At 41.7% G+C, this 20,067-nt stretch carries 21 protein-coding genes and 1 tRNA gene; 12 read left to right on the top strand and 10 right to left on the bottom strand.

Annotation, left to right across the window (positions count from 1 at the left end; translation table 11 throughout):
• Window positions 1–90 precede the first annotated feature (90 nt).
• Window positions 91–816 (top strand): glycerophosphodiester phosphodiesterase, encoded by a 726-nt coding sequence (locus tag ACFOZY_RS10120; protein WP_378154980.1) that lies wholly within the window; start codon window positions 91–93, stop codon window positions 814–816.
• 48 nt (window positions 817–864) lie between these two features.
• Here ACFOZY_RS10120 and ACFOZY_RS10115 read toward each other — a convergent pair whose 3' ends face one another.
• On the bottom strand, window positions 865–1,884 hold the full coding sequence (locus ACFOZY_RS10115; protein WP_378154978.1) for a DUF2804 domain-containing protein: 1,020 nt from the start codon (window positions 1,882–1,884) through the stop codon (window positions 865–867).
• Window positions 1,885–1,989: 105 nt separating this feature from the next.
• Here ACFOZY_RS10115 and ACFOZY_RS10110 point away from each other — a divergent pair.
• A tRNA-Ala gene (locus ACFOZY_RS10110) sits at window positions 1,990–2,062 on the top strand.
• A 93-nt stretch (window positions 2,063–2,155) separates the two neighbouring features.
• On the opposite strand, the gene ACFOZY_RS10105 is transcribed toward ACFOZY_RS10110, so the two are convergent.
• Window positions 2,156–3,013, bottom strand: a complete 858-nt coding sequence (locus tag ACFOZY_RS10105) for a DegV family protein (protein ID WP_378154976.1) — start codon at window positions 3,011–3,013, stop codon at window positions 2,156–2,158.
• A gap of 108 nt (window positions 3,014–3,121) precedes the next feature.
• Window positions 3,122–3,682, bottom strand: a complete 561-nt coding sequence (locus tag ACFOZY_RS10100) for a glycerol-3-phosphate acyltransferase (RefSeq protein WP_378154974.1) — start codon at window positions 3,680–3,682, stop codon at window positions 3,122–3,124.
• Between the two features lie 158 nt (window positions 3,683–3,840).
• Between ACFOZY_RS10100 and ACFOZY_RS10095 the strand changes: the two genes are divergently transcribed.
• Window positions 3,841–4,416 carry a nitroreductase family protein gene (locus ACFOZY_RS10095; RefSeq protein WP_378154972.1) on the top strand — a complete coding sequence of 192 codons (576 nt, stop codon included), beginning with the start codon at window positions 3,841–3,843 and terminating at the stop codon, window positions 4,414–4,416.
• Window positions 4,417–4,466: 50 nt separating this feature from the next.
• Here ACFOZY_RS10095 and ACFOZY_RS10090 read toward each other — a convergent pair whose 3' ends face one another.
• On the bottom strand, window positions 4,467–5,867 hold the full coding sequence (locus ACFOZY_RS10090; protein ID WP_378154969.1) for a dipeptidase: 1,401 nt from the start codon (window positions 5,865–5,867) through the stop codon (window positions 4,467–4,469).
• Window positions 5,868–6,035: 168 nt separating this feature from the next.
• On the opposite strand from ACFOZY_RS10090, the gene ACFOZY_RS10085 reads away from it, so the two are divergent.
• On the top strand, window positions 6,036–7,295 hold the full coding sequence (locus ACFOZY_RS10085; protein ID WP_378154967.1) for a hemolysin family protein: 1,260 nt from the start codon (window positions 6,036–6,038) through the stop codon (window positions 7,293–7,295).
• 39 nt (window positions 7,296–7,334) lie between these two features.
• On the opposite strand, the gene ACFOZY_RS10080 is transcribed toward ACFOZY_RS10085, so the two are convergent.
• Window positions 7,335–7,955: a Type 1 glutamine amidotransferase-like domain-containing protein gene (locus ACFOZY_RS10080; protein WP_378154965.1), complete on the bottom strand. Its 621-nt coding sequence runs from the start codon at window positions 7,953–7,955 to the stop codon at window positions 7,335–7,337.
• 195 nt (window positions 7,956–8,150) lie between these two features.
• Here ACFOZY_RS10080 and ACFOZY_RS10075 point away from each other — a divergent pair, with 195 nt between their 5' ends.
• Window positions 8,151–8,699 (top strand): RNA polymerase sigma factor, encoded by a 549-nt coding sequence (locus ACFOZY_RS10075; protein ID WP_378154962.1) that lies wholly within the window; start codon window positions 8,151–8,153, stop codon window positions 8,697–8,699.
• 54 nt (window positions 8,700–8,753) lie between these two features.
• Here the strand turns inward: ACFOZY_RS10075 and ACFOZY_RS10070 are convergent, their stop codons facing one another.
• Complete coding sequence (locus tag ACFOZY_RS10070; RefSeq protein WP_378154960.1) at window positions 8,754–8,945, bottom strand: hypothetical protein; 192 nt, start codon at window positions 8,943–8,945, stop codon at window positions 8,754–8,756.
• A gap of 109 nt (window positions 8,946–9,054) precedes the next feature.
• Here ACFOZY_RS10070 and ACFOZY_RS10065 point away from each other — a divergent pair, with 109 nt between their 5' ends.
• Window positions 9,055–10,506, top strand: a complete 1,452-nt coding sequence (locus tag ACFOZY_RS10065) for a phospholipase D family protein (RefSeq protein WP_378154958.1) — start codon at window positions 9,055–9,057, stop codon at window positions 10,504–10,506.
• Window positions 10,507–10,564: 58 nt separating this feature from the next.
• Here the strand turns inward: ACFOZY_RS10065 and ACFOZY_RS10060 are convergent, their stop codons facing one another.
• The 4 genes from ACFOZY_RS10060 to ACFOZY_RS10045 all read right to left on the bottom strand — a co-directional run bounded on the left by ACFOZY_RS10060 (window position 10,565) and on the right by ACFOZY_RS10045 (window position 15,793).
• Complete coding sequence (locus tag ACFOZY_RS10060; protein ID WP_378154956.1) at window positions 10,565–12,127, bottom strand: ABC-F family ATP-binding cassette domain-containing protein; 1,563 nt, start codon at window positions 12,125–12,127, stop codon at window positions 10,565–10,567.
• A gap of 34 nt (window positions 12,128–12,161) precedes the next feature.
• Complete coding sequence (locus ACFOZY_RS10055) at window positions 12,162–12,344, bottom strand: SE1832 family protein (RefSeq protein ID WP_378154953.1); 183 nt, start codon at window positions 12,342–12,344, stop codon at window positions 12,162–12,164.
• 50 nt (window positions 12,345–12,394) lie between these two features.
• On the bottom strand, window positions 12,395–13,474 hold the full coding sequence (locus ACFOZY_RS10050; protein ID WP_378154951.1) for a PseG/SpsG family protein: 1,080 nt from the start codon (window positions 13,472–13,474) through the stop codon (window positions 12,395–12,397).
• A 132-nt stretch (window positions 13,475–13,606) separates the two neighbouring features.
• Window positions 13,607–15,793 (bottom strand): DNA topoisomerase III, encoded by a 2,187-nt coding sequence (locus ACFOZY_RS10045; RefSeq protein WP_378154949.1) that lies wholly within the window; start codon window positions 15,791–15,793, stop codon window positions 13,607–13,609.
• A 334-nt stretch (window positions 15,794–16,127) separates the two neighbouring features.
• Between ACFOZY_RS10045 and ACFOZY_RS10040 the strand changes: the two genes are divergently transcribed.
• The 6 genes from ACFOZY_RS10040 to ACFOZY_RS10015 all read left to right on the top strand — a co-directional run bounded on the left by ACFOZY_RS10040 (window position 16,128) and on the right by ACFOZY_RS10015 (window position 20,057).
• Window positions 16,128–18,008 (top strand): M28 family metallopeptidase, encoded by a 1,881-nt coding sequence (locus ACFOZY_RS10040; protein ID WP_378154948.1) that lies wholly within the window; start codon window positions 16,128–16,130, stop codon window positions 18,006–18,008.
• A gap of 127 nt (window positions 18,009–18,135) precedes the next feature.
• Window positions 18,136–18,396 (top strand): metal-sensitive transcriptional regulator, encoded by a 261-nt coding sequence (locus ACFOZY_RS10035; protein ID WP_378154946.1) that lies wholly within the window; start codon window positions 18,136–18,138, stop codon window positions 18,394–18,396.
• An 83-nt stretch (window positions 18,397–18,479) separates the two neighbouring features.
• Window positions 18,480–18,707 (top strand): sulfurtransferase TusA family protein, encoded by a 228-nt coding sequence (locus ACFOZY_RS10030; protein WP_378154944.1) that lies wholly within the window; start codon window positions 18,480–18,482, stop codon window positions 18,705–18,707.
• A gap of 102 nt (window positions 18,708–18,809) precedes the next feature.
• Window positions 18,810–19,112 (top strand): rhodanese-like domain-containing protein, encoded by a 303-nt coding sequence (locus tag ACFOZY_RS10025; RefSeq protein ID WP_378156127.1) that lies wholly within the window; start codon window positions 18,810–18,812, stop codon window positions 19,110–19,112.
• A 12-nt stretch (window positions 19,113–19,124) separates the two neighbouring features.
• Window positions 19,125–19,421, top strand: a complete 297-nt coding sequence (locus ACFOZY_RS10020) for a rhodanese-like domain-containing protein (protein WP_378154942.1) — start codon at window positions 19,125–19,127, stop codon at window positions 19,419–19,421.
• A gap of 54 nt (window positions 19,422–19,475) precedes the next feature.
• Window positions 19,476–20,057 (top strand): sulfurtransferase TusA family protein, encoded by a 582-nt coding sequence (locus tag ACFOZY_RS10015; protein ID WP_378154940.1) that lies wholly within the window; start codon window positions 19,476–19,478, stop codon window positions 20,055–20,057.
• Window positions 20,058–20,067 lie beyond the last annotated feature (10 nt).

The raw sequence follows: 20,067 nt of genomic DNA, 5'->3' as shown, positions 1-20,067 counted from the left end.
ATTGAATTCTACCATTACTATGAGACGGGTGCAATAGGGTTGTGTCATAATAATAGAAAAGTTTGAACTATTTTATATAGAGGTGATGGAATGAAGATTTATGCGCATCGCGGCTCTTCTGGAACAGCTCCAGAAAATACAATCGCTGCATTCCGTGAGGCTGCCTCGCTACCTATACACGGAGTGGAGTTTGATGTTCATATGACAAAGGACGGGGAATTGGTCGTAATACATGATGAACGGATCGATCGGACGACAACTGGAAGTGGATTCGTAAAGGATATGACATTAGGTGAGTTAAGACAATTTGATGCGGGTTCCTGGTTTTCTGCCGATTTTGTGGGTCAGCTCATACCGACTCTTGAAGAAGTGCTCGAAGTGTTTAAGCCACGTCATCATCATATCAATATCGAGTTGAAATCAGATGTGTTTCCGTATGAAGGAATGGGGGACAAGGTGGTCGCATTAGTGGAAAGAATGGGACTTACTGATCGAGTTGTGATTTCATCGTTTGATCATGTATCCATTCGTTCAATTAAACGGACTGTTCCTCAGATCGAAACAGGTGCCTTGTTTGTAGAGGTGCTCGTGGATGCTTTTGAGTATGGCCAACGAATTCCAGCAAATGCTCTCCATATGGCGTTACCCGCTTCACTAAGACCTGCTTCAGCAGAAGCAATGGCTAAAGGAGCGGTGGTAAGGGTGTTCACGGTCAATGAAGAACAATACGTGGATCTTCTTCTTAAGACTAAAGTGGAAGCCATATTTACTGATTATCCAGAAAGAATGTATAACTATATCAATAGAAAAAGCTGAGCGTTCTGCGCTCAGCTTTTATTTAGAAGTGCCTTTTTAATAGCAAAATTACCATTTAGCTTGATGGTCTTCAATCGTACCTAACAACTGTTGGATTGGAAGGATGGATCCATCTTCCAAACGGATCCGGCCGTTAAAATACCCGACAAGCTGATGCATTTCAGATTTCACGAGTTTGATATTTGTGAGTGATTCCCGCTCAAAGAAGGGAGAGAACGTTAGTTGAACTGTATCCGAGAATTTCGTATGGATCGTCCATCGTTTTTTATAATCTGATCGGTCGTAGTTGAAAATGACATCTTCACTAATTTTAGTCATCTTCCCGTCAACGAATACAGCGTTTTCAGTCATGCCGGTGCCATCCGTCCATTTTCCGCCTAAATTCAATCCAATGCGATGATTTCCTGCCATTTGGGAGGCCATACCCCAATTCCAAATTGTTTCTCGAGGCCAAACGCCTCGACCGAAGTCAAGTACAGCAAAGCTTTCGTCCTCTTTTAAATCGTATCGTTTATCACCGATTTTAACGAACCCTTTTACCGGCATGGAATGGTGCTTGGCTGTATGTTGGAATAATTGACGACTCCAAGGGACGACAACATTTAACGTATCATCCTCTTCAGGATGCATGACATGTAAATCAGCTAATAAGATTTCATTGTCAAAATTAGGCACCGATACGGTGATGTGTGTTTCGTTTTGTATATGTAGGAGTTGGATGTTCAGATCTGCATGATGGAATTGTAAACTCCCGTGCACTTGGTCCGGCATATGGAGTTTCCGGCCCACAGGGACGATGACCGTCTTTTCAAAGAAACGCTGCGTCTCATAGTGCAAAAAGTAAACAGAACAATGAGCTGCATAATCGAAATGGCTGACCGTAACTGAAAACAAGATTTCCTCACCGAATATACACCAATAATTCCACTTCTTTTTCCTCATGAAGTTACCCGACAGATTACTCTCGATCATCGGCTTCCTTGCAAACCCGATGGCAGCTGGATTCAGCTGTCCTTTCCGGTCGCAAAGCTGCACAGGCGTCAAGATTTCGCGTTCAGCATGCTGCATTGATTGACATCCTTTCCCGTCTTGAAAACAATACTTTCTCTTGCTATAATTCAATTGTAGCAAATAATGGAGCAACCTAAAATAGGATTGCTTCGACAAAAGCTTGGGGGCTTAGCTCAGCTGGGAGAGCGTCACGCTGGCAGTGTGAAGGTCGTCGGTTCGATCCCGATAGTCTCCATAAGAAAAACCTTGTCCATCAATTGATGATGGGCAAGGTTTTTTAAGTTTTAAAGGCAAGACCGTTCCTAAGAGGAATTCAGTCATTACTATATTAATCTTTCTCTACAAACCACAAAGCTGCTACTGTTCCACGTCCCGCGTGCACGCCTAACGTTGAACTGATGTCACCTGTCACAACTTCTAAAGATGGTACTTGCTCTTTCAATGATGCTTGTAATTCATCGGCTTTATCCTGGCTGCCGCCATGCATGAGATACACTTTCGAAATTCCATCATTTTGATATGACTCCGAAATTCGATCTACTAAGTACTGCATAGCTTTTTTCTCTGACCGGACTTTGTCGATGGCCTGGAGCTCGCCTTCCGGAGTAATTTGAACTATCGGTTTAATTTTTAACATGCTGCCAAGGAAGAATTGCACACCGCTCATTCGGCCGCCTTTGTAAAGTTGGTCCAGTTCACCGATTAGAATGTAGTTCCGGAAATTAGAAGTGTATGTTTTTAAAGTTTCAGCAATCTCTTCAGGAGATTTACCGGTTTCCGCGAGTTCCATCCCACGCTCTACAAGACGCGTAATCCCAACTGAAAGGGAATTGGAGTCCACGAAATGGACCGGGAAGTCGGTCATTTCCGCACCAGCCATGGATGATGCCAGTGTTCCGCTTAGCTTGGCAGTTAAATGGACGGCAATGGCTGCATCGTATCGTTCACTAATGGATTCAAACACTTTTGCAAATTCTCCGGCAGCCGGCTGCGAAGTTTTCGGGAACTCTTCTGCTGTTTCAATTTTTTGATACAGTTCTTCTGGCGTAAGATCAATTCCATCTTGGTACTGTTGATCACCAAAGTGAATATTTAGTGGAATGACATAAACATCCGGGTGATTTTTCAATTCGTCGGTAATAAAAGCAGTACTGTCGACTACCCAAGCTAATGGTTTCTTTTCCAATGCATAACATCCTTATTTGTATAGTTTCTTATATTATACTATGAAGTAGTAGGACCTGGTAATATTTTTCTTATTATTTGTTCAATTATTATTATCAATTGAATAGTTTTAGGTCGAGCGTAACGTTTCCAATGATTCTTTTAGATTCTCCTTGTGAAGAAGAAGGATACATATAATAGCTGCAATGAAAGGTAGGGCAGGATAGTGGCCGAAACCTATAATGCCTCCACTATATACAATATAGCCGGCAACCATACTAAGAGTGGCACTCTTTAAAAATGGAATGGTCGCAGCAACCCCAATTACAAATAACGAAAAAAGAAGAGGGTCGTAAATTAATCCAGCTCCGATGAACGTGGAAATACCTTTTCCCCCTTTTCCTTTTAGCCAGAACGGAAACAGGTGGCCAAAAATGACTAAGAATCCGCCTATTGCGATTATCCAATCTGAAAAATGCATACCATCGCCGACTGCAATAATGATAGCCCCTTTTAATGCATCGCCAAAGAAAGTTAGGAAAAACGCAGGTTTTCCCAATACAGCACCAGCATTTCTTGCCCCTAAATTGCCGCTATTCTCTTGTTGGAGGTTTACCTTTTTCCATTTCCCGATCCACCAGGCGGTCATCAAGTTTCCGGCTAAATAACTGATTAACCAGTAAAGAATCATATGCACGCCTCCTTTATTTGTATTATGAAGGAAATTGGATTATTTGAATAGATTAGGCACGGTAATACAGTGTTTTACATACATTAGTGGGATAGTATCACTCGCCCAAACTTCCAAGTTCTTGTATACTCATAGAGAGAATGAAAGGAAGTCGAAAGATGATTGAACAAGCATTATCTGTAAGAGAGGCCATTGTTCAACGCCGTTCCATCAAGTTATTCAACCGCCAACCAGTTGACAGAGATGACTTGATGGAAATTCTTAATGAAGCAGCTTGGGCGCCAAACCATAAAAATAGGGAACCGTGGCGTTTCGTTGTTGCTGTTGGCGAAGGTCTGACTAAATGGCAGGAAGTCATTAAGGATTTCAATATGTCAAAGTGGAAAGATTTGTCCCCTCAAGCTTTGGAAACACAGATGAAGAAACTCCTCGGACCTGGGGCAGTCGTTTTTGTCATCGTTCCAGAAGATATTCGTCAGAAAGAGCGCCTGGAGGATTATGCTGCGGCAAGTGCGTTCATCCAGAATGCTCAATTACTGGCATGGGATCGCGGTATCGGTTCTTGCTGGAAAACTCCCGCTTATATTGAGGATCCTAAAATTAGAGAAGTGCTGGGTGTTCAACCCGGTGAACGGATCATCAGTATGCTTCAGTTCGGTTACTTCGATGTAGTACCAAAAGGTAGAGAACGGACACCGATTGAAGAAAAAACAACTTTCTTCGGCGAAGAATAAAGAAAATCCCGGAAGCATCACGAGGCTCCGGGATTTTTTCTTTTTCATAGTCATGATTTTTTTAATCCACCAGCAGGGAACTCAGCGATTTCATGGAAATAGTCACCGATGACGCGCAATCCTTTGTCGAAATTCTCCAAATGGAAGTGTTCATTTGGCGCGTGGAAGTTTTCGGATGATAAACCGAATCCCATCAATACGACAGGCAAACCCAAAATTTCATCAAAAGCTGCTACGATCGGAATTGACCCGCCGCCTCGCGTATAAGCGGTAGGAACGTTATAGACCTTTTCATAGGAACGCCCAGCTGCTTGGATGGCCGGATGATCGAAAGGTGTAATGAACGGTTTTCCTTTATCAAATTCAGTGACTGTCACTTCAACGCCAACTGGTTTATGTTTTTCAATATGAGATTTTAATTTCTCGACGATTTCCTCTGGGTCTTGGTCAGGTACAAGACGGCATGTGATTTTTGCTCCTGCTTCAGCTGGAAGGACCGTTTTAATTCCTTCACCGGAGAAGCCTCCGAATACGCCATTTACTTCAAGAGTAGGACGGACCCATGTGCGTTCTAAGTGAGAGTATCCTTTTTCACCGAATAATTCACCCACGCCAATTTCTTCTTTTAGAGCTTCTTCATCAAAGCCTAATGCACGGTAGGCTTCTCGTTCCTCGTCTGTTACAGGTCGGACGTTTTCATAGAAACCTTCGACAGTAATCGACCCTTCTTCGTCACGGAAGGAGTCAAGCAAATTCACAAGAGCGTGAATAGCATTTTGGACCCCGCCGCCGTATAAACCGGAGTGCAAGTCGCCCTTGGCACCTTTCACATCAATTTGTACACCGCATAATCCACGAAGACCGTAGCAGACTGCTGGCTGACCAGGGCCCTGCATTCCCGTATCGGAAATCACAATGATATCTGCAGCTAACTTTTCCTTATTATCCTCAACATAAGCTGGAAGGTTAGGGCTGCCTATCTCCTCTTCTCCCTCGATACAGAACTTGACGTTGACCGGGAGTTCGCCTTCAGTAGCAAACAACGCTTCAATCGCTTTTACATGCATATACACTTGTCCCTTATCATCACTCGCTCCGCGTGCATAGAGTTTGTTGTTTCGGACTTGAGGGTCAAAAGGCTCGCTCTCCCATAGATGTAATGGATCAACAGGTTGGACATCATAATGCCCATAAATGAGCATCGTAGGTTTTCCTTCGGCGTGCAGCCAGTCAGCATACACGACAGGATGCCCCTTTGTCTCATCAATTGAGATGTTTTCAAGCCCAGCTTTTTTCATCGAATCTGCAAGCCAGTTGGCTGCATTCAACATATCCGATTTATGGTCGGAAAGTGCGCTGATACTTGGAATTCTCAAGAATTCTTTTAATTCTTCTAAATGTGTCTCGCGTTTTTCGGAAAAGTACGTATCCAATGCATGAAGATCACTCAAACGAATCCCTCTTTTCAAATTAGTTCGCTAATAGAAATAGTATAGCACAGCGAGTATGAAGTGGTAGTGTGGCAATTATGACAGCTAAGAAAATGGTATGGTATAGTTATATTATCTTTTTGTACGGGAAATGGTAACAAACCGAAATTTAACTGGGGGAATTGTACATTGTTGATACAATTTGCGTTATTAGCCCTATTATTAGCTCTTTCATTGTTCTTTTCCGGAAGTGAAACTGCACTTACCGCGTCAAACAAAATGAAACTTCAGCTGCGGGCAGATCAGGGGGATGCAAAGGCTGCCAAAGTTCTTAAACTGGTAGATAAACCTGATCGTATGATTACGTCTATATTAATCGGAAACAATATCGTCAACATTATGTTACCTACTATCCTGACGATGATCGCCATCGAACAAGGATGGGAAGTGGGAGTAGCGACGACTATCTTAACTATTGTCCTTATTCTCTTTGGCGAGGTTTTGCCTAAGACGATTGCTGCTACATTTGCAGAGCGGATTTCTTTTATCGTCTATCCGGCTATTAATCTCATTGTCCAAATTCTAAGGCCATTAACGTTCTTGATTGCACAGTTCACGAATATTTTCATTCGCATTATATCGAAGGGACAGGTGAAGACTGCTTCTCTTACAAAAGAGGACGTGCGGTCAATCGTTGATATCGCTTCTACTGAGGGAACGTTTGAAGCGGATGAATCGCTTCGGTTGAAGGGAATTTTAGATTTTCCAGATAAGGACGTTGCAGATGTATTGGAAACCCATCGGACCGAGATTATTGGTGTTCCGCTGGATTCATCCTATGAAGAAGTCCGAGATATCATTTTAGATAATTTTTATACACGATATCCAGTCTACGTAGAAAGTATGGATAATATCGTCGGAATCTTTTATTCGAAAAAACTGATCGAGTGGTCGATGAGTCCGAAACGAACATTGGAAGAAATGATGGACCGTGAGCCATTATACGTTGTCCAGTCTGTCAGTGTCGAAAAAGTGTTCAAGAAAATGCTTGCAAAGAAAAAGCATATGGCGATCGTCCTGGACGAATACGGCGGAACACTTGGACTTGTGACGAACGAGGACATTATTGAAGAAATGATCGGACAAGACATTGAAGACGAAACAGATATCGAAGAGGATTTGTTAGTATTTGAAATGAGAGAAGGCAAATTAGTGTGTAGTGGTCGGATGGGGATCGAAGAGGCAAATGAAATGATGAAAATCCATATCGACAGCGAGCACGATACAATTGGCGGTTTTGTCTTTGAACAGCTTGGACACGTACCGATGGCGGGCGAGAAGTTCACACATGAAAATTTATACTTTGAAGTTAACGAAATGGATCACAATCGTATTAAAAAAGTGTCAATTACAATACGTGAAGAAGAACCTGAAATTGTGGAAGAATAATAGAGGCGTTCCGAAAGCATGAAGCTTTTGGAACTGCCTCTATTTTTGTGTATTCCTTGTATGGTCTTGAAGGAGGTATTCGCAGTCCTTAAGCCGATGTACCTGGAAGTCACTAATTCTTTCGTACTGTGTGATTCGTTTCTCGATTGAGTCTCCCGTCGGATGCCTATAGAGATCTTCACGGTCATAATGAGGAAATACGGTAGTTTTTGTCATGTTCAATCCCGTTAAATCATGTAATGGAATTGTGTTCATTTCTGGAGTGAAATGTTGGACGATACCAAGTGATGGACCAAGTACTATTGAACCTGCACTAACGCCAACAATCGATTGATGTGGTTCTGCTTCTTTCAGTAAACGTTCGGCTCCACTTTTTCGTAAATGATGGAGCAAACGGAAAGGATTCCCGCCATTTATATAGATCACATCGCAATCGGAAAGACAGGATGGATCATCAAATTCGACATCAAGGAAAGTTACAGAGGTAGCACCTAACTCGAGAAGATCGTAATGGGCTTTACGCGCAAAACGGTTGTGTTCTTTTTCAGGTGATGCAGATGTGATGATGGCGGCTGAGGAGAATGCGCCTGCCGTCTTTAAAAACGCAGTACGAATTTCATCTGTAAGGAATCCGGTGGATGTTAGAATAATTCCTCCCATGATATGAACCTCCAAAAACGTTTAATTCTTTTATTCGCCCGGATTAAACTTTTCTCCTTCTAAAGCACCAAAAGTGAACCAAATCTCCTATTTGACTCTTACATCATTGTAAGAAATCTGAAAGAGAATGCGATGGAGTGAAAGATAGGAATTTGCGAAACTAAGGTCAAGAGGTTGAAATTGGAGGGTATAAAAATGAATGAAACATTAGAAACGATTTATAACGAATATCATAAATATATCTATCATCTTTGCTTAAAATTGACACGTAACCAGGTGGAAGCGGAAGATCTCATGCAGGAAGTATGGGTGAAAGTCGTCCGTTATGAGTCCTATGTAAAAGAAGTAGATCATGTAAAAGCATGGCTGACTACGATCTGCATGAACACATTCCGTGACCGGTACCGTAAAAACGTCCGTCGCAGTAAGCATGTAGTCATCCAACCGGATACTTTGGAAGTTCCAATCTTAGATTTGATACCTGCTGATACAATGTCTGCAGAGCAGATTTTAGAGCTCGAGGATATGTCCCAAATCGTACAGGAGAAAATCAGTCAGTTGGATGCCATCTATCAAAAGACGGTTTTGTATTTCTATGTTCACCAGTACTCACTCGTAGAAATCGCTGAAATTATGAAAGTATCGATTGGCACTGTTAAATCTCGTCTATTCCGTGCAAAACAACGTTTAAAGGAATTACTGACAAGCGACAACATGCTCGAAGAATATGTGCATACTGCATAAGAACAATGATGAAAACCTACTTTCGTTTAACCGGAAGTGGGTTTTTTGACGTTTTTATTCCCATCCAATTAATTCAGCAATGACATCTGAACTTTCAGGCTGGAATAGAAAGATGGACAATCCGATTGCTAAGAGACCAAAGAAAGAAATCAGTACTCTTCCAATCCAGTTTCTTCTTTTAAGAAGAAATCCTCCCATCGTCATGATGATTCCAATGAACAACAGCATGAAATAATAGAACCCCATGTTGATCCCTCCGTCCTTACTGAATGGAACGAATAATAGGAAGAGAGGTTCCCTTAAAGTTTGCAACGGAAAAAATCCGGGAAATATTCAGTAGACTGGAGGAGCCGCCATGAAAAAGAAAATGAAGCAATGGAGTACAAGGAAAAGGATAGTGATTGGATCACTCTGTGCATTTATGCTTCTCTATATTGGGGTCATTTTATGGCACACATATAAACCTTTGCCGGCGGGAGTTTCCTATGCTGGTGAAATCCATAGGACGGATGATGTTCAACTATTCACCGATTTGACCTTTGCGGAAGACCGAAAAGGTACGGGAATGAAGAGTGAACTGGAAATCTTCGATGAAGTGTACACCATGATTGATGAAGCTGAAGAATTTGTTGTCCTCGATTTTTTTCTCTTCGATCCATACTCTGATGAAAATATAGACTTTCCAGATATTGTACAATCGTTAACTGCACACTTACTGTTAAAAAAACAACAGCACCCTGATATGCCGATCATATTTATCACCGATCCTTATAATACCGGGTATGGTTCTTATACAAATGAATGGCTTGAAGAAATGGAGGACGCAGGAATTCAAGTCGTTTACACAGATCTGGATCGATTACGGGATTCCACTCCGATTTACTCAGGTTTTTATCGTATTTTCTTCCAATGGACAGATTTTGAACAAGATGGCTGGCTTCCAAATGCAATGGCGAGTCAAATGGATGATATGAAACTGTCTTCGTATTTGAAGTTATTTAATATCAAAGCGAATCATCGAAAGGTCGTCATTACGGAGAAAGCAGGCTTAATCTCCTCTGCAAACCCGCATAATGCAAGTGGCCTTCATGGCAATGCTGCCTTAAAAGTGACTGGGCCTATTTTAAATGACATGTTAGAAGCAGAAGAGGCTGTTATGAAGTTTTCTGGAGGCGGTGACTTGCCGAGAGTGGATGTGCCAGAAGCGGACGGAGAATACCAAATTCAATATTTGACCGAGAGCAAAATATTAAATTCACTTTTGTCTGATTTGGAGTCTACGGAAAAAGGGGACACCATTTGGATGGGGATGTTTTATCTCGCAAAGAGAGACATATTGTCTGCATTGGTTGAGGCTGCGGAGCGGGGAGTAGAAGTGAAGTTGATCCTTGATCCGAATGCCAATGCATTTGGAAATGAAAAAACCGGGCTGCCGAATCGTCCGGTCGTCAATGAACTGTTGGAAGACTCAGAGAACCGCATTCAAGTGAGATGGTACAATACCGTTGCCGGGCAATATCATACGAAACTCGTCTATATAAAAAGCGAGGAGCAATCAGTCATCTATAATGGAGCGACAAATCTAACAGAGCGTTCACTGGATGATTACAATTTAGAATCCGAATTGAAAGTAATCGCTCCAAATAGTAGTGATCTTGACGTGGAGCTTGAGGGCTATTTCAAACGGTTGTGGACGAATGACGGAGCGATGTACACGTTAGATACCGAAGTGTATCAAGATGAGATGTCATTCATACAGCGAGGGATTTATGGAATGCAGGTTTTGCTAAAGCTCACAACCTTTTAATTATTAGGATAAAATAAAAATCCCCTTGCTGGGTAAGTTGCCCAGCAGGGGGATTCGTTTATTCCTCTACAACTCCGGTCGAGAACCATTGTTCAACATTCCAAACTTTAGACACAAGACCATCATAAAAATCAGGTTCGTGGCTGACAAGGACAATCGTTCCTTTATATTCTTTCATGGCGCGTTTCAACTCTTCTTTCGCATCAACGTCCAAGTGGTTCGTCGGTTCGTCAAAGAGGAGCCAGTTGCTTTCTTCCATCATAAGCTTACATAGCCGGACTTTGGCTTGTTCGCCACCGCTCAACTGGTTCATCGGCCGTGAGATATGTTCATTCTTCAAGCCGACGCGGGCAAGGGCAGCTCGTACTTGGTGCTGGTCCATGGAAGGATAAGAATTCCAGATTTCATCGATTGGTGTCGTGTTCCCGGGCTTAACTTCTTGTTCAAAGTAGGAAGGGTGGAGGAAGTCCCCACGAATCACTTTACCGCCAAGAGGGTCAATTTTCCCTAACATGGTCTTGAGTAACGTCGATTTCCCTACACCATTCATGCCGACAAGTGCAATTTTTTCACCGCGTTCAATTTCGAATGTCAACGGAGGCAATAATGGCTTGTCATATCCGATTAACAAGTTTTCAGCCTCCACAACAAATCGGCTGGAACCTCGTGATTCTTTAAAACCGAATTGCGGTTTCGCCGCTGTTTCAGGACGATCGATCCGGTCCATCCGTTCAAGTTGCTTTTGACGGGATTTCGCACGCCCGGTCGTTGAATAACGGGCCTTGTTCTTCGCTATGAAATCTTCCTGTTTTTTAATGAATTCCTGCTGCTTCTCGTATGCATCGATGTGCTGGCGCTTATTGATCTCAGCAAGCTCCAAGAATTTATCATAGGAAGCTGTATAACGAGACAGCTTCGAAAATTCCAAATGGAAAATGACATCTACAACACCGTTCATGAATTCCGTATCATGGGAAATGAGTAGGAATGCATACGGATAGTTCTTTAAATAGTTGGACAGCCAGTTAATATGTTCTTCATCCAAATAGTTCGTCGGCTCATCCAAAAGGAGAACCTTCGGCTTTTCCAGCAACAGCTTAGCCAATAAAACCTTAGTCCGCTGACCACCGGAAAGGGCAGATACGTCCCGTTCCAGACCGATTGCGTCCAAACCAAGTCCACGAGCCACTTCCTCGACTTTAATATCGAGTGTGTAGAAATCCCCTGCATCAAGGGCATCTTGGATATCCGCCATTTGCTCTAAAAGATCTTCCAATTCTTCCGGTGTTGCCTCGGCCATCTTGGCCGTAATTTCATTCAATTCTTCTTCTTTCTTATAAAGCGGTAAGAAGGCGTCACGCAAAGTATCGCGCATCGTGCGCCCAGCAGCTAACTGCGTGTGCTGATCTAAATAGCCATAATGTGTGTTCGGCAGCCATTCCACTTTACCGGTATCATGGATGATTTGACCGGTCAAAATATTCATCATTGTTGATTTTCCGACTCCATTTGCACCGACCAACCCAACATGTTCACCCTCTACAAGACGGAATGATACATCTTTGAATAGTGTCCGATCACCGAAGGAGTGACCTAATTTCTCGACTGTTAATATGCTCATTGCTGTTTTCCTCCAAAAAGAAAGCTCACGACACTTACAGCGCCGCGAGCTGCTTGTTCAATTCTGATAACCGTTCTTCCATGTCGGCAAGGCGCTGCTCAGCTTTTTCCACCATTGCCTCGTGTCCAGTCGATTCCAATTTCTCTACATCACCCTGGAGACGGATATAATCATTTTTCAGTTCTGCGATTTGTGCTTCGAGTTCACTTTTTGTCATGATGTGCACTCCTTAATGTTGAACAGGTAACCACCTGTATATGTTTCCACTTATTGTAGCATATTTTTCACTTTTTGAAGAGCATCTTTCGATTGTCTCGGAGGATAATCGAGATAGTATAGTATCGTTTCAGCAATTTTTTCTTTTCCGTTAAATAGATTAAGGGCCAGCTGTCTTTTCACTGCCCGTTCACGACGTGCATCATGTAAAAGCATCTCCATGATGGCGTTAAGAAGAAGTGATTGCTTTACCTTTCGGCCAAGTCCTAAATGAATAAAACCATTTTCCTCTTTCGGAAAGGCATTCTGCAATTCCTGTTCGTTTTGTGCAATGACAATGCACGGCAACCCAATCACAGCTACTTCATAAGGTGTATATCCGGCGGAACAGACGACAATATCCGCCTTTGCCAATTCCTCTGGAAGGGAATAAGGAGGTTTCACAATCGTAGTATTCCTTCTGCCGAGCGCCATCATCTGGATATCGTCTTTAGAATGTTTATAGCCTTCTCCTAAGAGGATCGTGACACGGAGCGGAATCTGTAGCTGCAGGATATGGCGAAGCGTACGGTACGTCAAGTTTTCAGGATCTTCGTAGCCATGATAGACGACCAAATGTGGTACCGGGCTCAGCTCCTTTTCCTTCCCCTGATGCTTAAACGCAACAAAGTCTTCAGGAACTATGTAACTATCAGGTCCGGAAACATAATGTGAGGGATATGGTTCACGGTTTTCCTGGTACAGTGAATGGAGGACTAAATCCGCTTCTTGCCCACCAGTTCCGAAATCATCCAAATGGATAATGGCTGAGACAATCTCTCTAACAAGTTTCGCCTCATCCAAATCAGTCTGGTCACCGTCACGAACAAGAAGATCAGGGCATTCTTCCCTTAAGACGGAAATGAAAGAAGAGGACCCGGATACGAATCTCGTTTTATACCCTTTACCTTCTATTAAATTTTTTATCTCTTTCGATGACTCGTCTATTAAAAAAAGAATATCCCATTCGGAAAGCATGTCCGCAGCAGCCAAAGATCGCTCTGCATGGTAAAGACCTGATGTAGCTGAATACTTACATGAAAACACCACTTTTTTCTTTCCAACCTGTTGGGGAACGGAGTTTCGATTCATTTATTATCGCTTCCTTTCTAAACCATCTCTTTTAATACGTATGGTTTCGGAAGCCGAACTATGCCATATTGAAGGACATGATTGTGAAGTGAGCATTGAAAAGCCCCCATTCTAAAAGAACGGGGGTGGAAACTACAATTTTAAGTTTTTCAATGCTTCAGCTAATGCATTATTAATAGGCTCTTCTTGCTTTTCCTGCTGTTTTAAATACTTATTGACGTCGCGTTTAGAGACGTTTTTATTGCCTTTTTTCTTTCGTTCATTGAAGGAGGAAAGCTTCTCACGGTGGCCGCATTTGCATGTGAAAATTTGTCCTTCCCCTTCACCGCGCAGTTCCATTTTCTTGTGGCAATTCGGGCATCGTGCATTGGTCACTCTCGCAACATTCTTCCGGTGGCCGCACTCACGATCCTGGCAGACAAGCATTTTACCCTTTTTGCCATTCACTTCAAGCATCGGCTTGCCACAGTCGGGGCAGCTTTTCGTTGAAATGTTGTCGTGTTTGAATTTCTTGTCACTGTTTTTAATTTCAAGAACAATAGACTTTGCGTAATTCTTCATTTCGCCGATAAAGACGTTTTTATTCAGTTTGCCCTTTGCGATTTCTTCAAGCTTTAATTCCCATTCTGCAGTGAGTGCTGGGGATTTAAGCTCTTCCGGAACAAGTTCAAGAAGTTGTTTACCTTTTGACGTCAGATGAATGTCTTTTCCTCTTTTTTCGAGTAAGAAGGTATTGAATAGCTTTTCGATAATATCAGCGCGGGTCGCTACTGTTCCTAATCCGCCAGTTTTACTTAGGGCACTCGCTAATTTTTTATCAGTTGTTTCCATATACTTTGCCGGGTTTTCCATCGCTGTCAGAAGAGAGGCTTCATTAAAACGAGCCGGCGGTTTCGTTTGTCCGGACGTCTCTGTTAACAATTTAATGGAGAGTTTGTCACCCTTTTCAATCCGGGGCAGAATTTGCTCCTTCACATCTTCCTGGTCATCATCCTCTTCAAAGCGGTTCTCATAGACCTCTTTCCAGCCTGAAGATAGAATCGTTTTTCCTCTTGCAACAAATAATTCGTCTGCAAGAGAAGCTTGAATCGTCATCTGCTCAAACTCAAATGGAGGATAAAGAACGGCCAAGAAACGTTTCACGACTAAATCATAGATTTTACGTTCCTTATCTGAAAACTTATCTAATAGGACAATCTCTTCTGTCGGAATGATGGCATGGTGATCAGAGACTTTTGTGTCGTCTACAAATGCTTTATTCGCTTTTATTGGTTTATTCAATATCTTATTTGCTGATTGACGATATGGACCTACCGCAACAGACTTTAACCGTTCCTGAAGGGTCCCGACAATGTCGCTTGATAAATATCTGGAGTCAGTCCGTGGATACGTCAGTACTTTGTGCTGCTCATATAGCTTTTGCATGATGGACAGCGTTTCTTTAGCAGAGTAGCCGAACATCTTGTTTGCATCACGCTGTAGTTCAGTTAAGTCATATAATTGTGGTGCGAAATTCTTCTTATGCTTCTTTTCAACGGATTCGACGACGGCAGTCTTTTGATCCAATTTCAATAAGATTTGTTCAATCTTCTCTTTAGAGAAGCTTCTGACATCATTTGTTTTACGATCGCGCCAAGTCAGCTTCAAATTCTGATCGGTTAACGCCTCTATGCCGTAAAACGTTTTCGGTTTGAAGTTTTTAATCTCTTCATCTCGTTGGGCAATGATCGCTAAAGTTGGCGTTTGGACACGGCCGGCTGAAAGCTGTGCATTAAAGCGGGTCGTTAAGGCTCTTGTAGCATTCAGTCCGACATACCAGTCAGCTTCCGATCGGGCAACTGCGGAATGATACAGATTTTCGTATTCTTTTCCGGGCTTTAAATTTTGAAAGCCTTCTTTAATCGCTTTGTCCGTTACGGAAGAAATCCAAAGCCGTTTGACCGGTTTATTGACCTTCGCTTTTTCAATGATCCATCTTGCAACCAGTTCACCTTCACGTGCGGAGTCAGTAGCGATGATGATTTCTCCGACATCTGAACGTGTAAGCTGGCTTTTCACTGCATTAAACTGCTTGCCTGTCTGCTTAATGACGACCAGTTTTAAGTGGTCGGGAAGCATCGGGAGGTCTTCAAGATTCCATGTTTTGTATTTATGATCATAGTTTTCAGGATCAGCCAAAGTGACTAAATGTCCTAAAGCCCAAGTTACGATATATTTTTCACCTTCTAAGAACCCGTTGCCTTTTTTATTGCAATGTAAGACACGAGCGATATCACGGGCAACTGAAGGTTTTTCAGCAATTACAACGCTTTTTTTCAAAATGTATCAGCCTTTCAAAAATAAATGGGTATCTCCTAATTATTACACCCTGTTCATCTTTTATCAATTCAAGAACATTAGTAGTATTCGTTTACAGAGAGTTATTTCAACTTTTAACAAAGTATTTTGGAGCGAAAAAGACTCTAAATCCTCTGCACATTTGAAACTTTTTTTAAGAACGATGGTCTAATTTAGGCGTCAGGGGAAGCAGTAAGTAAGCAAAGGGGATCAGGGAGGAGAGTTAATAACGATCAGAAAAACCTTACTTACAGCATTTTCTTCTGAACGTGATGTTTGAACGTGTAAAAAGAGAAAAGAGCACGGGGGTCGAATTATGAAGGGGAAATTATCGTTCATCTTAGTTTTGTTTTCACTATTATTTTTAGTTGCTGCTTGTTCTGATCATGAAAGTTCAGATGAGAAAGAAAGAGCAGAACTGTCAACTGAGGAAAAAATATTAAAAGATATCGCATCGTTGTCCTCAGATGAAAAAGAAGGAAGAGCTCCAGGTACAAAGGGAAATGGACTTGCGAGTGAGGAACTTAAAAAACGGTTCAAAAAAATCGGTCTGGAGCCGGTGAAGGGCGAGACGTATTCGTTGCCTTTCAATATGCATACTCTGAATATGGATGAAGTCGAGAAGAGCTTAGTTGTCATGTTGAAAGATGGTACCCAAAAAGAATTTCCTTATGGAGATGACTGGTTGGAAATAAACCCGATTGCCGACAAATATGTAGAGTTACCAATCAGTTTCAGCGACGGTGAAGGAAAGATCTATGTGACCGATGGAGAAGGAAAGCCAACTGGAAAACCACGTGTTAAGTTCATTAAAACAGAAATCTTTAAAAAATACTTATTGAATTATATGAGTGACGATACATTCCAAATTTCAGGAACGTTATATGACTATTTGAAAGAAGAAGAGCAAAATGTTGAACAGGTTCAACTGATTTTTGCAGGAAAACAAAGCCCGCTCAATCCTGATAATGTTGTAGGAAAAATTTCAGGCAAGGAAAGCAAGAAGGCGATTGTCATCTCATCCAACTTTGATCATGTGGGAAAAGCGGGTAACCGAATTTTCAGGGGAAGTGTCCAAAATGCTTCGGGTGTGGCTGCAATGCTGGAACTTGCAGAAGTACTGAAAAAAGAGTCTGAAAACCAAGGATTTGATGCGGATATTATTTTTGCTGCTTTTAACGGAGAAGAAAGTGGATTGTTTGGAAGCAAAGCTTTTGTAAGTGAAATTTCGTCCAACTATGAATCGGTTCTCGACATCAACTTAGATAGCATCGGCTATAAGGACGGCGGGAAAATTCAACTTATAGGCAAAGGGACAAATAGTCGGAAAGCAGCAGATGAACTCAGCAAATTTGCTGAGGAACTAAACATAGCTACAACCCAACAGTTCGACCAATTTCAGCCGATGACCCAATCATTTGAATCCTTCATAGAGGAGCAATATCAGGCAGTAAATATCACACAAGAGAATTTTGACCTGGCCTATAGCGAGGCGGATCAACTGGATGTTGTTGATGTAAAGCCGATTGTTCATACAATTGATATAGTTAAGGGATTCGTGCTGAAAAACCATTCAACTGATTTTCCAAAGATTGATCCGGAACTGACGATGCAATTGTTGGCTGAAGAAACTGCCAAGCAAATGGAAGGGCTGAAGTTCGGAGAGTATAAATTTTTCAAATCTGAGGTAACCGGAAACAATGAAATTGCCTTTAAAGTAAATAAAGATTTGACTGATGAGGAAATTAAGGACATGAAAGATTCCTTATCAGAAAATGGTTTCTCTATTAATAAGGCTTCAATCACTTATAAACTTGATGAAGAGGTTTTTAAGAATAAGGATGAAGTTAATCAAGTCTTTAGATTAGATGAAGAGAAAATGAAGCCAGACACGGTAAGTTTAGGAATCCTTTATAATGACTACAACATCTTAGTCACAGTTACAGAAGAGTTTGATGAATTGCCGGAACACAAAGATGTGTATAATGATTGGCTGCTTTTCGAAGACTGGAAAAAGAAAGATACGTATAACTGGATCATCCGGAATATTTCATCGGAAAGTAACGCCTATTCTGTAATGGCCCAAAGCTATAATGATTCAGAGAATAGAAGTAGGAAGCCGATGGAGAGAGAGATGGTAGAGAAATTAGTAAATACATTTGACCTTCAACAAGCAATAAAGATTATTGAACAATAAAATAGATGCGTCCGGATTCCGTTTATGGTTTCCGGACTTTTTTCTTCGGTGGATTAACAGTAGAAATGACCTTACTTGACAAAATACCCATGAGGGTATAAAGTGTCAGTGGACAGGAGGTAGAGTAATGGAATATAACGACCAAATGAAAAATCGCATCAAACGTATGGAAGGTCAACTGCGTGGAGTTTTGAAGATGATGGAAGAAGGCAAAGATTGCAGAGATGTAGTAACTCAGTTGTCTGCGGTTCGCTCTGCCGTAGACCGGACTGTCGGTGTCATTGTTAGTTCCAACTTGGTGGAATGTGTTATAGAAGCCGAGAATACAGGTTCAGATAAAGATGAAATCATAAAAGAAGCAGTCAATTTATTAGTTAAAAGCAGATAAAAAACAGGGATGTTGACATTCCTTTTTTTATCCTTTAATATACCCCTTAGGGTATTAAATTAATGCTAAAGGAGGAAATAAAAGTGGAAATAAACAAAACGTTGGATGCTAAAGGTTTAACATGTCCGATGCCAATCGTTAAAACGAAAAAAGCGATGGATCTTATGGACTCTGGAGAGGTACTCGAAGTTCTTGCAACTGATAAAGGTGCTCTTAATGATTTGACTGCCTGGGCTAAATCTGGAGGACACGAGTTATTGAGCCACGAGGATAATGATGGTGTGTTAAAGTTCCGTATTAAAAAAGCATAATTTTTTTAACCAAAACAATACCCCCAGGGGTTTAGAGGGATGGAGATTTCGATGGAATATATCATCATTGCGATTATTGTTGTACTGGTTGCATTACGCTTCATGCCAGCAAAAGGGATTAAACAAATCTCAACAGAAGATTTGAAAAAAGAGTTAAAGAACAACAACAAACAATTCATAGATGTCCGGACACCAGGTGAATATAAAGCGAATCATATCCGTGAATTTAAAAATATTCCACTCAACCAGTTACCACAGAAGACGGAAACTCTTTCGAAGGAACAAGAAGTGGTCGTGATTTGTCAAAGTGGTATGAGAAGCAGCCAAGCGAGCAAGCTTCTTAAGAAGTCAGGTTTTAAATCAGTTACTAATGTCCGTGGCGGAATGAGCGCCTGGAGATCATAAGGAGGAATTGGTATGAAAGAAATTACACCACAAGAAGTAGAAAACTTATTGAATGATGGAAAAGAATTGAATATCATCGATGTTCGTGAAGTGGATGAAGTAGCTGCCGGAAAAATTCCTGGAGCGGTAAACATCCCTTTAGGTCTTGTCGAATTCCGTATGAATGAACTCGATAAGTCCAAAGAATACGTTATGGTATGTCGTTCCGGCGGACGCAGCGGACGTGCTACACAGTTCCTTGAAGGACAAGGCTACAATGTTACCAACATGACAGACGGAATGTTGGAGTGGGAAGGGAAGACTGAATAATTTATTCAGTTCTTCCCATACTCCCCGATATTGAAATGAAAAGGAGGAGAATACATGGATTCGATTAAAGCGAATGACGTATTAGATGCAAAAGGACTTACTTGTCCTATGCCGATTGTGAAGACAAAAAAGGCAATAACAAACATGCCTGAAGGTCATGTATTGGAAGTGCAAGCTACGGATAAAGGCTCAAAAGCCGACTTGAAAGCATGGGCTGAAAATTCAGGACATCAATATATTGGAACGATTGAAGAAGGCGGTCAGTTAAAGCATTACATTCGTAAATCTTCCAATGAAGAGGGTAGTGAGAAAAAGCACGAACGAGTTGTCAGTAACGAAGAGTTGCTCTCCAAGGTGGAAGGTGCTGACCAATATACAATCCTTGACGTTCGGGAAGAAGCAGAGTATGCCTTTAACCATATTCCGAATGCCATCTCGATTCCATTTGGAGAATTAGAGGATCGAATGGATGAATTGAAGAAAGATCAGGACATCTATGTCGTTTGCCGAACAGGCAACCGAAGCGATATGGCCGCACAAAAGTTAGCCGAAAAAGGGTTTGCTCAAGTTTATAATGTTGTGCCGGGTATGTCCAAATGGACAGGGCAAACAATAAGTCTAAATGAAAACAACTAATAGGAGGAAT

The organism is Chungangia koreensis, from assembly GCF_042651785.1.
GTDB lineage: Bacteria > Bacillota > Bacilli > Bacillales_A > Planococcaceae > Chungangia > Chungangia koreensis.
This window is presented reverse-complemented; position numbering and strand designations above follow the sequence as displayed.